7 protein-coding genes and 3 pseudogenes are annotated in these 10,360 nt (G+C 63.8%); 2 read left to right on the top strand and 8 right to left on the bottom strand.

Features of this window, described 5'->3' with window-relative positions; genetic code table 11:
* Both DIE16_RS30780 and DIE16_RS30775 read right to left on the bottom strand, forming a co-directional pair.
* Nucleotides 1-813: pseudogene (locus DIE16_RS30780) on the bottom strand (hypothetical protein); the annotation flags it as partial.
* On the bottom strand, nucleotides 813-1,445 hold the full coding sequence (locus DIE16_RS30775) for a hypothetical protein (protein WP_054928400.1): 633 nt from the start codon (nucleotides 1,443-1,445) through the stop codon (nucleotides 813-815). The gene DIE16_RS30775 and the pseudogene DIE16_RS30780, both read right to left, overlap by 1 nt.
* A 208-nt stretch (nucleotides 1,446-1,653) precedes the next feature.
* Between DIE16_RS30775 and DIE16_RS30770 the strand changes: the two are divergent.
* Nucleotides 1,654-1,818 (top strand): annotated as a pseudogene (locus tag DIE16_RS30770) (transposase); the annotation flags it as partial.
* A 35-nt stretch (nucleotides 1,819-1,853) separates the two neighbouring features.
* Here the strand turns inward: DIE16_RS30770 and DIE16_RS30765 are convergent.
* The 5 genes and pseudogenes from DIE16_RS30765 to DIE16_RS30745 all read right to left on the bottom strand — a co-directional run.
* Nucleotides 1,854-2,002 (bottom strand): annotated as a pseudogene (locus DIE16_RS30765) (IS3 family transposase); the annotation flags it as partial.
* Nucleotides 2,003-2,010: 8 nt separating this feature from the next.
* Nucleotides 2,011-3,297, bottom strand: coding sequence for an MFS transporter (locus DIE16_RS30760; protein WP_124894030.1), 1,287 nt, complete (start codon nucleotides 3,295-3,297; stop codon nucleotides 2,011-2,013).
* 118 nt (nucleotides 3,298-3,415) lie between these two features.
* Entirely contained in the window at nucleotides 3,416-4,561 is a 1,146-nt protein-coding gene (locus tag DIE16_RS30755) for a mandelate racemase/muconate lactonizing enzyme family protein (protein WP_124894029.1), read from the bottom strand.
* 319 nt (nucleotides 4,562-4,880) lie between these two features.
* Complete coding sequence (locus DIE16_RS30750) at nucleotides 4,881-5,978, bottom strand: beta-propeller fold lactonase family protein (protein ID WP_124894028.1); 1,098 nt, start codon at nucleotides 5,976-5,978, stop codon at nucleotides 4,881-4,883.
* A gap of 32 nt (nucleotides 5,979-6,010) precedes the next feature.
* A complete protein-coding gene (locus DIE16_RS30745; RefSeq protein WP_124894027.1) occupies nucleotides 6,011-7,567 on the bottom strand; it encodes a methyl-accepting chemotaxis protein in 1,557 nt (518 codons plus the stop codon).
* A gap of 522 nt (nucleotides 7,568-8,089) precedes the next feature.
* Between DIE16_RS30745 and DIE16_RS30740 the strand changes: the two genes are divergently transcribed.
* The gene (locus DIE16_RS30740) at nucleotides 8,090-9,988 is read left to right on the top strand and encodes a glycoside hydrolase family 28 protein (RefSeq protein WP_124894031.1); all 1,899 of its coding nucleotides are present in this window, start codon (nucleotides 8,090-8,092) and stop codon (nucleotides 9,986-9,988) included.
* A gap of 26 nt (nucleotides 9,989-10,014) precedes the next feature.
* Here the strand turns inward: DIE16_RS30740 and DIE16_RS30735 are convergent, their stop codons facing one another.
* Nucleotides 10,015-10,317 (bottom strand): hypothetical protein, encoded by a 303-nt coding sequence (locus tag DIE16_RS30735; RefSeq protein WP_124646516.1) that lies wholly within the window; start codon nucleotides 10,315-10,317, stop codon nucleotides 10,015-10,017.
* Nucleotides 10,318-10,360: the final 43 nt, after the last annotated feature.

Below are 10,360 nucleotides of genomic sequence, written 5' to 3'. Positions count from 1 at the left end.
AACGTCAATGATCACCAGCAACCAGACGCGTTCGATTTCGAACTCGTGCGTAAAACCGAGCGGATCGAGCATCACGACCTTGAGACGGATATCGAGCCGGTGTCCATCGAATTCAACGACCTGGTAGGGGCGTGTCGCGGCGGGCGCAGCGAAATCATCGCTGCGCGGCAGGCCTTTCAGATGCGTCGCGCCGGCGGCACGCGCAGCGGTGCCGAATCCGCTCAGCAGTTCGCTTTTCACGCGGGCCGAGAGCGAGCGGATCGCGTGGCTCGCCGTATTGAACGGATAGTCGGCAGCCACGAGGCCGCACTGACGACATTGCTGCAGAAAGCCCGCATGCAGTCCTTGCAGGCCGCGTAGGCGTGTGCGCAATTCTCCGCCGGTACGGATCTCGATCAACGCGACGCGGTGCTGCTTGATTTGCAACCGCAGCCACGCCGCGAGCACCGGGAAACGCTCAAGCAGTTGCGACAACGCGCCGACGGCGCCGCGGCTTCCGCGTTCGCCGTTCAGTTTCACCGGACTCAAGCGGACGTAATCGGCAACGCGTGAGTGCAAGATCAGCGCGCGAAAGCCACAGAGGCGCCCGTCTGGATGTGCTGTGAGTGCGCGCTCGAGCAGGCGATAAAGTTGTCGTCGGTTGACGCCCGTGCTCTGCTCGATCTCCTTGATCGGCGCGCCGCGCGCATACTGCTCGATCGCTGTCGTACGCGCCCGGATCGATTCCCGTTCGGCAGCATCGAACTCGGTCCACGCGACGGTCGGCCAGGTCGACGGATCCAGCGTTTGAAATTCCGCCTTGCGACGTGCCATCATGTCGCCTCGGTTGCGGCGAAGCGCGTCAGCAACGACAGCGGCTCGGTACGCAGGTCAACCGCGTCGACGTGCCCTGCATGCAAGAGCCCGAAAACCGCCGCACGGACCAGCGCCGGATCGCCGACCGAGAACTCGCGCTCGATCTCGAGCAAGGTATGCGGTATCGTCACGAAAATTTCGACTGCGCGTAGGAGCGAAGACGAGACCAACCCGCGCGCCGCGACCAGACAGGGCAGCATGTGCCGCCAATTATCGATCCAGGCGCGTGCGGCCGCGAGGTCGGTTGATGTCACCAAACGGATGGGTATGCCCTTGAGTTCGTCATCAGGGCGCGCAGCTGGTTGCGGCTTTTCCGCTAGCGAATCGGACAGGATGACCAACTCTTCGCGGTTGGCATAGCGGACCCAAAAATCGGCGAGGTAGCGCTGTCCGCTGAGCTGCGCGTAACCCGGCCGCTCGCAAAACGATTGGACCGCCGGATCCGCTTCGATCAGCAGCCACAGTTCAGGCGCGCCGCGTTGGAACAGCGTCAGTCGGCGATTGAGTTTGAGGCTGAAGGCGTCCAGCCGGGGTGCACCGCGCGGGCGCGGCGTCGTAACCGGCCGCATCGCGTGCCGGGAATCGTCCATAAGATCAGAGCCTTACGGTCGGGCTTCGAAGTCTATGACGGGAGTTGACAAATTTAATCCGGACATATGCGAATTGACGACATTATTTTGGTGAGACTGTCAATAAAGTCGTCAACTCAGGTGCCAGATGCCTTGAACCGTGGGGATTCTGGAGTGACAGAATTAATTTGCTCTACGCGTTTCGTAAAATCTAGAAACGGAGGCCTGGATGAATCGAATTCCAAGAGCGGTGTATACGAAGGAGCTTCGCGACGGAGCGGTCAAGCTGGCGATGGCCGAAGGTGTTGGGGTATCGGAAGCTTCCCGGTGGTTGTCGATCCCAATCAAGACGCTGGCAAACTGGGTGCGCGCGGCGAAGGCCGGTAAGCTGAAAGTGAGCCGCACGGGGAATCGTGGAGGCTGGTTGGTTTAAGTTGATGCCGACTCAGCGACGGCTGTTCCAAGTTGCCGATAGTACTCCGCCTCGGCTTCGGCGAGCTGGATATAGCCGAGCGGTTTCATCAACTGATGATGATTGAACCAGGTCACACTCACTCCAGCGTTGCCAATTCAATGGATTACTTCGTCAGGCGACCCGGCGCATCTGCGAAACGGTCCGCGCGCGCACCGCGAACGTCAGGATAACCGCACCGGCGAGCGCCGACGCGCCCGCAAGCACGAATGCACTTGCATACCCACCGCCATACTGGACGAGCCAGCCGGTCAAGCTTGGCGACAGGATGCCTGCGAGATTTGCGAGCAGATGAACAAACCCGCCGGCCGAGCCGACGCGTTCGCGAGGCACGATTTCCTGCAGCAGCGACCAGCAAGCCTGCGGTGCCATGAACGCGAAAAGGCTTGCGATCGCGATCAGCGTGACGGCCGCGCCGAGCGAGCTCACCCGTGACGCCAGCAGCACGCAAGCCGCCGCGACCGCGAGCCCGACGACGATCACGATCTTGCGCGCGAACAGCACGTCGCCGGTGCGGCGGTAGATACGATCCGACACGGTGCCGCCGGCCACGAACCCGACGGTCGCGCCGAGCCAGGGCAGAATCCCGACGACACTCATCTGCTTGATGTTTAGATGCTGGTAGTCGGTCAGGTAGCTCGGCAGCCATGACAGGAAAAAATACAGCACGTAGTTGAAGCTGAAGAACGCGAGCGCGACGCCGAGCACCGGCCGCGACAACAGATCGCGCAGCAACGGACGCGCGGCGCGATCGTCCGCATGCGCATCCAGTGAGACGCCGACCGTCCGGTCGGATGCGATCTCACGCACTTCTTCCGGAGACACGCGCGGGTGGCTCGCCGGATCGTCGCGGAACAACGCCCACCACGCGGCCAGCCACACGAAGCCGAGCGTGGCGATCACAACGAACGACACGCGCCAGCCAAACTGCAGCGCAACCAGGCCGACGATCGGCGCCGCGATGGCCGCACCGAGCGGCTGCCCCGCGTTGGTCCAGCCGACCGCACGTCCCGCTTCGCGGCGCGGGAACCAGTTCGAGATCGCCTTGTTGGTGGTCGTCCCCATCGGCCCTTCGCCGATCCCGAACGCGACGCGTACGATCAGTAGGTGCGCGAACGACCCGGCGAGCGCGGTCGCGCCGCAGAACAGAGACCACACGCCGGCCGCGCACGCGAACACTCGACGCGGCCCGAATCGGTCCGCGGCCCAGCCGCCGACGAAGCAGAATACGCAGTAGCCGATGAAGAAGCTGCTGAACAGGATACCCATCTGCGCGTCGTCGATGCCGAGTTCGCGCTTGATGATCGGCGCGACGACGGACAGCGCCGCGCGATCGAGATAATTCAGCATACCGGCGCCGAACAGCAGCGCGCCGATCCACCAGCGGTAACGCGTTTTCATGTTGTCTCCTGTCGAGCCGGGCACATGCCTGCGCATCCACCCGGCTTCCTGATTTCCGATTGCGCCGCCAAACCGGCAACGGCTTCGCGTGCGTGCGCCGAGCGCACCGTTCCTGCGTTCAACCGATCGTCGCGTGCGCGATCGTGTTGCGTGCCAGCACTGCTTCGTCCGGCAAGAAGCCAAGCCCGGGCACATCGGGCAAGCGCAGCCGCGCCCCGGGCCGCTGCGCGTCATGCAGCCGCTCGGGCCAGTCGAGATAGGGAATTTCGAGCGCGACGTCGTCCGGTAGCGTCGCGACCACGTGCGCGGTCGCCAGCAGCCCCGCTCCGTAATAGAAACAGTGCGGCACGACCCGCACGCCGTGCTCCGCCGCGAGCGCGATCACTTCCGCGATGCCGGTCGGTCCACCGATCTTCGCAATGCTAGGCTGCGCGACGTCGAGCGCGCCGTGTTCGAACAGGTCGCGAAAGCCCGCGACACCCGACGCGTTCTCGCCCGCCGCGACCGACACGCCGGCGCCGCGCACGCGCGCGATGCCGTCCGCGTCGTCGCAAGGCCACACCGGTTCCTCAATCCAGCCGAGCCGCAGGTCGGCCAACTCGCTCACATGCCGCAGCGCGTCGTTCGCCGTCCATGGGCAGTTCACGTCGACCATCAGTTCGCTGCCGGCAGGCAATGCCGCACGCGCGGCCGCGATGGCCGCACGTTGCGTCTCGTGCAGCTTGATGCGCCGGAACCCTTCGTCCGACGCCCGCCGCACGTGGCGCGCGACTTCGTCGGGGTCGTTGTCGTAGCTGACCAGGCTCGCATACACGTCGATCTCGTCGCGATGGCCGTCGAGCCAGCGATACAGCGGCAAGCCGGACGCCTGCGCGGCGAGGTCGTGCAGCGCCGTGTCGATCGCCGACAACGCGTACAGCACCGGTCCGGTGCGGCCGAACGCATGCAGCGCGCGATCGGCCGCGTCACGCAATGCGGCGATCCCGTGCCGCGTCGGCTCGAATTCGGCGCCCTTGAACCAACGGCCAACCGGGCCTTCGAGCGCGGCGAACGTGACGGGATTGATCAGATGACCGAATGCTTCGCCCCAGCCAACGCGCCCTGCGTCATCGGTGAGCCTGACCAGGAGCGACTCCATGCGACGCAGCGAGCGGTCTGCGGCGTTATACGTGTCGGCGACGGTCGGTTCAACAGCGGCGACGGGACGGCGGCCCGCATCGAATGGGAGCGAGAGGCGAATGACTTCGATGGTGACGATTTTCACGAACAGATTCCCGGTGCGGCGGGTCGGTGGCATGGAAGCGGCCGACGGCAGAAAGTGCAATGCAATGGCAGCTTTGCGAGGTCGTTCGATTGCGTCACGTCGGCTCCCATAGAAGTCTGTCATCGTACAATGAACGCCATCCGACGGCAATATATCCAGACCTCTTCCCCTTATAGGTGGGATGATTTATACATAGGCTTGTCATGCGACATCTTATGACTGTTATAGGCGGAAAAAATGGAACCGCGGGCGCCGGGCCGATGGTGAACGGGACCCGGGTCGGCATCGCCTGCCTCGATGGCCAGCCAGCCTGGATCGGTCAGCGATTCGATCCGTCGAAGTTCACCAGTTCGACCCAGTTCGCGCCCTTGCCGACCGGATATTGGCCGAGCGTGGCAAGCCCGCCCGTTTTCGCGTCGATGCGATAGAGGCTCAACGTCGGCGACAGCTGCCCCACCGCGAGCAGATACCGTCCCGACGGATCGATGTTGAAGCCGCGAGGCTGCTTTTCGGTCGCGTACGTGCCGATCCGCACCAGCTTGCCCGTGGCCGTATTCACGCTATAGGCGCCCAGCGTGCTTGAGGTTCGTTCGGAGATGAACAGGAAGCGGCTGTCCGGTGTGAGATGCAGATCGGCTCCCCACGGCTTGTCACCCTTGAAGTCGGGCGGCAAGATCGAAATCGTCTGGACCGGCCTAATGGTGTCGTTGGCCCGATTGAAGGCAAGCACGTGCAGTTTGCCGTCGAGCTCGTCGATCAGGTACACGAAGCGATTATCAGCGGAAAACACGAAATGGCGCGGGCCCGAATCCTTCGGCAGAGAATACGCGGGCTGCGCGTCCTCGGTGAGCGTGCCGGTGCTGGCGTCGAACTTGAGACGCAACCACGCGTCGGCGCCCAGCACTGATGCGAACGCATAGCGGTTGTCCGCCGACACGCGGATAGCATGCGCCATTGGCCCGGTCTTGACGGTCTGCTGCACGTTAGCTGCCACCCCATCCGCGTCGATGCGGTTCACCGCCAGGAGGTTGCCGCCGTACGATGCCGACATCAGATAGCGGCCGGTCATGTCGGTCGACAGGTATGCCATGCTTTCCGCGAGCGGCGCACGACCCAGTTCAACAAGGTGGCCGTCGAGCGGATCGATGGCGAAACTCACGACACTGTAGGGCTTGGAGCGCAGCCCCGCATACAGACGACGATGGTCGGGCGAGAGTGCCATCGGCATAACGGTACCGTTCACGGGCACGGTTTCGACCGCGGCGAGCGTGCCGGCCCGTGCGTCGAGGCGGAACACCGAGATGTCCTGGCTGTCGGCGTTCGAAACGTAGGCGTATGTCGCCGCGTGCACGGCGAAAGATGCGGCCAGGCCCGAGAACGCCAGCGCCACACGGCGCAACTTCATCGTCGTTTTCATTTCGTCCTTTTTTCTATTGTTGGTGAAAGCCGTCAAGCTTCGCCGAGACGGAATACCGCCACGGCGTCCTTCATCGATTGCGCCTGATGCTCCAGCGCATCCGCGGCGGCGGCGGCCTGCTCGACGAGGGCCGCATTCTGCTGCGTGACTTGATCCATCTGGCTCACGGCGACGCCCACCTGCTGTATGCCGGCGCTCTGCTCGCTCGTCGCCGACGACATTTCCACCAAGATGGTCGCCACGTTGCGCACGGCGCCCACGATGTCCTCCATCGCCGCGCCCGCTTCGGCCGCGAACGCGTTGCCGTTTCGCACCTCGTTCATCGAGGCGCCGATCAGTTCCTTGATCTCGCGCGCCGCGCTGGCGCTGCGCTGCGCGAGCGTTCGCACCTCGCCCGCGACGACCGCGAAGCCACGCCCCTGTTCGCCCGCGCGCGCCGATTCGACGGCCGCATTCAGCGCGAGGATGTTGGTCTGGAACGCGATGCTGTCGATCATGTTCGTTATCTCGGCGATCTTGAGCGCGCTTGCACTGATATCCTGCATTGTCCGGACCACGCGGCCGACCACGTCACCGCCCCGGCGCGCGAGGTCCGCCGCGCCGCTCGCGAGCGTGCTCGCCTCGGTGGCGTTCGCCGCGTTCTGCCTGACCGTCGAGGTCAGTTCCTCCATGCTCGCGGCGGTTTCCTCGAGCGACGCCGATTGCTGCTCCGTGCGGCTCGACAGGTCGAGATTGCCGGCGGCGATCTCGCGTGCAGCCGTGTGGATCGCGTCGCAGCTGTCTCGCACGCCGCTCACGGTGCGCGAGAGTCCGTCGCGCATCCGCCGCATGGCCGCAAAAAGCAGGCCGAATTCGTTGCGGCCCGCCTCGGGCACGCGCACGGTCAGATCGTTCGACGCGACGCGGTCGAGCACCGCCACCGCTTTGCCGAGCGGGCGCGTCACGATGCGCGTGAGCGCGACGTGCGTGACGACCATCAGCGCAAGCGCCAGCCCGACGCCCACCACCACGAAGCCCAGGATCCACCGGTAGCGCGCGTTGCCGTCGTTGAGCGCCTGTTCGGTCAGGGTGTTCGCGAGTGTCTGCAGCTTCTCGACGTTTTCCGAGTACACCATGCCCGCGCGGGTGACATCGCGGTCGTTGATGGTCACGTAGCCGGCAGTGTCGTTATTGCGCAGCGCGTCGGCCGCGCGCGCGAGCAGGGCCGCAAGCCGGTCCGACGACGCCACGAGTTGTTGTTTGAGCTCCGAATCCATGCCGTCGAATGCACTTGCGTCGCGATATGCGCTGGTTTCGCTCGCGGAGCGTTCGAAGGTGCGATTCGCGCTCTGCAAGGCCGAATCGCGCGCCGCCGTGTCGTTGCGCTCTTTCAGCGCGCTATAGGCGCGCACCAGCGCCGAACGCGTGCGGGTGCTGTCCTTGTATGCGTCGTTGACGAGGATGGTTTGGCGCGAAATCTCATGCAGGCGCTGCGCGTTCGCATCGGCCATTCGCAGCGACACGATGCCGGCGATGCCGCCAATCACGATCACCACCCCAAACATCGTCAGTGCCGCGAGCAGGCTGGCTCGCACCGTCATGTTGCGCATCTTGGTTCCTGTCTCTGCTTGGTCATCAGCCGCGGTGACGGCACGTGGGACGTCCCGGGCATCAGCCACGCACGTTCTGGCATTGTTGGGTGGATTGCGGGGTGCGTTACGTGGTGACCCGCGTATGGGTCGCGAATTTTGATATGCGACATCGTACTTCTTATACACGATTTTCGCGCTGTGCCACAGGGAAACCTCTCCCCCTTTTTGAGGTTGACCGAAATCCGCCTAAACCCCGGTGAACTTCATATGCCGCATGGAAGGCAATAGTAACGCGCAATCTGACGGGTTGTTCTTAGGGTAGACACGGACGGGAGCGTTGGGGCATTCAGCGATAATATCGTCGTGTCATCGTATGACTACAGCCCTGTCAATGGTATCGCCTCATCGACAAGATCACAAAAAAAGACGGAGACAGCAGTGACCGATAACGACTTCGATACACAACCCGACGGCACCGTTCGGCATCCCTCCATACCCAGGATCACTCGACGCCATTTCCTCGGCTACAGCGGTGCCCTGATGGGCAGCGCCCTGCTCGGCGCTTGCGGTGGTACCGACAACACCCCGCCCCCCGCCAGCGTGCCTGCGGAGGATCCAATCTGGGGGCCGAGTGGCCTGGCGACCAACATCATCGCCTCGCTGAATGGCATCGCGCAGTCGTCGTTCCCTGCCCTAGATTTCCAGGTTGAGGCCTACGGCGCCCAGCCGTGTTCGGTCGTTGCGCAAACCAGCCCGTATACAGACGCCGCCAAATCGCCGCTCAGCCCCGGCGCCGGCGCCACCCCAGGCGCTGGAGCGGTGGATTCGCGTCCAGCCTTCCTGGCTGCGATCGCAGCCTGCTCGGCAGCGGGCGGCGGACGCGTGGTAGTGCCGGCCGGCGCTTGGTACTGCGCGGGGCCGATCGTGCTGCAGAGCAACGTCAACTTTCACCTGAGCGCGAACTGCACGATCTTCTTCAGCCCAAACCCGGCCGACTACGCCAAGGACGGCCCCGTCGACTGCGGCGCCAACGGCAAGCTGTTCTACAGCCGCTGGCAGGCCAACGACTGCTTGAACTTCGGCGCGCTAGTGTACGCACGCAACGCCAGCCATATCGCGCTTACCGGCGAAGGCACCACCTCGATCCTAAACGGGCAGGCGATGACGCCGTTCGCCGGCTCGGGCAACACGGCCACCTGCTGGTGGACCTACAAAGGCAACACGGGTGTCTACGGTTGCGCTGGCTCCTCCACGCCGTCGCAGGCCTATACGAACCCGAACAACGTCGACCTGAAAACGGCCGCGCCCGGTATTCCGGACGCTTTGTATACGCTGCTGACCAATCCGGCCACGCCGTGGCAGCAGGATCAGAACTACCTGCCCGCGCTGTCCGAGGCCGGTGTGCCGGTAGCGCAGCGCATCTTCGGGCTGGGCCATTACCTGCGGCCCTGCATGGTGGAATTCATCGGATGCACCGACGTCCTAATGGAGAACTATCACACCCAGAACACGCCGTTCTGGCAGCACCATCCGACCGACTGCACAAACGTGGTGATTCGCGGCGTGATGGCCGACAGCATCGGCCCGAACAACGACGGCTTCGATCCTGATGCCTGCACTAACGTGCTGTGCGACGGTATGATCTTCAACACAGGTGACGATTGCATCGCGATCAAGTCGGGCAAGGATCTCGATACGCAATACGGCGCGGCGCGGAACCACGTGGTGCAGAACTGCACCATGAATAGCGGCCACGGCGGCATCACACTCGGCAGCGAGATGGGCGGCGGCATCGAGAACGTTTACGCGCGCAACCTGACGATGCTGAACCAGCACTGGGCGACCAATTCGCTGAACATTACTATCCGCATCAAGACCAACATGAATCGCGGCGGTTTCGTGCGCAACTTCTATGTGAACGGCGTGACACTGCCGAACGGCGTAAGCCTGACGGGTGGCGGCTACGGCAGCAAGATGCTGGCCGGCAGCCCGATCAACAGCACCGTGCCGCTCGGCGTGGCGACCTTGGCGTCGGGCAATCCGTCGGCATCGCAGGGCGGCCTGATCACATTCGATTGCGATTACCAACCCGCCGGCGATGCGATCCGGACGCGCCCGGCGCTCGTGCAGAACGTCAACATCACTAACGTGAATGCCACCAACGTCACGCTCGGCAGCGCGACCGGCTCGTGTTTCCAGGCGATCGTCGCGCAAGGCCCGGTGGCGTTCGACTACAACGGTCCGGCGCCGACCCCGACGATTCCCGCCATCACCGGTGTAACCATCTCGAACTGCGACTTCGGCTCGCCCACCGCAACGGGGCCGGCCAGCACCACCACGCCGGGTCCGATCTATGCGTGGAACGTGAACGGCATTAGCCTGCAGAACGTGTTGATCGCGGGGCAACTCTACAACACCACGATCACCGACCTTCGCTGATCCTCACGGAACCGCGCACGTGGATCTCACGCGGAAGTACCCGGGGGCCGGGCCGGCCCCCGGACGACGTTCAGCAGGCAGCCTTCCAACGATTCTCCGGTCGCTTGTTGCCGCGCGCCACCAGTCAATCGGCTATGCCTGCAATGATTGAACGCGACCAAAAGTTGGACGACGAGCCCTGAGGCCAGACGCTGACGCAACCCTACGCGCTGCTGCATGACATGCTGTACGTGGCAACGAGGCAGGGGCAGGGTGACTTGCTCGACTGCTTCGATCTTGAACTCATCCGTGTACCGCTTGCCGCTCATATCGACCTCCTCGGTTGCCATAAATTATGGCTCGAAGATGTCTACGAAAGGCTAGCCAGTCCAG

Source organism: Burkholderia sp. Bp9090 (genome assembly GCF_003857985.1).
GTDB lineage: Bacteria > Pseudomonadota > Gammaproteobacteria > Burkholderiales > Burkholderiaceae > Burkholderia.
The sequence above is the reverse complement of the archived record's forward strand: the minus strand, read 5'-3'. Positions and strand labels throughout refer to the sequence as shown.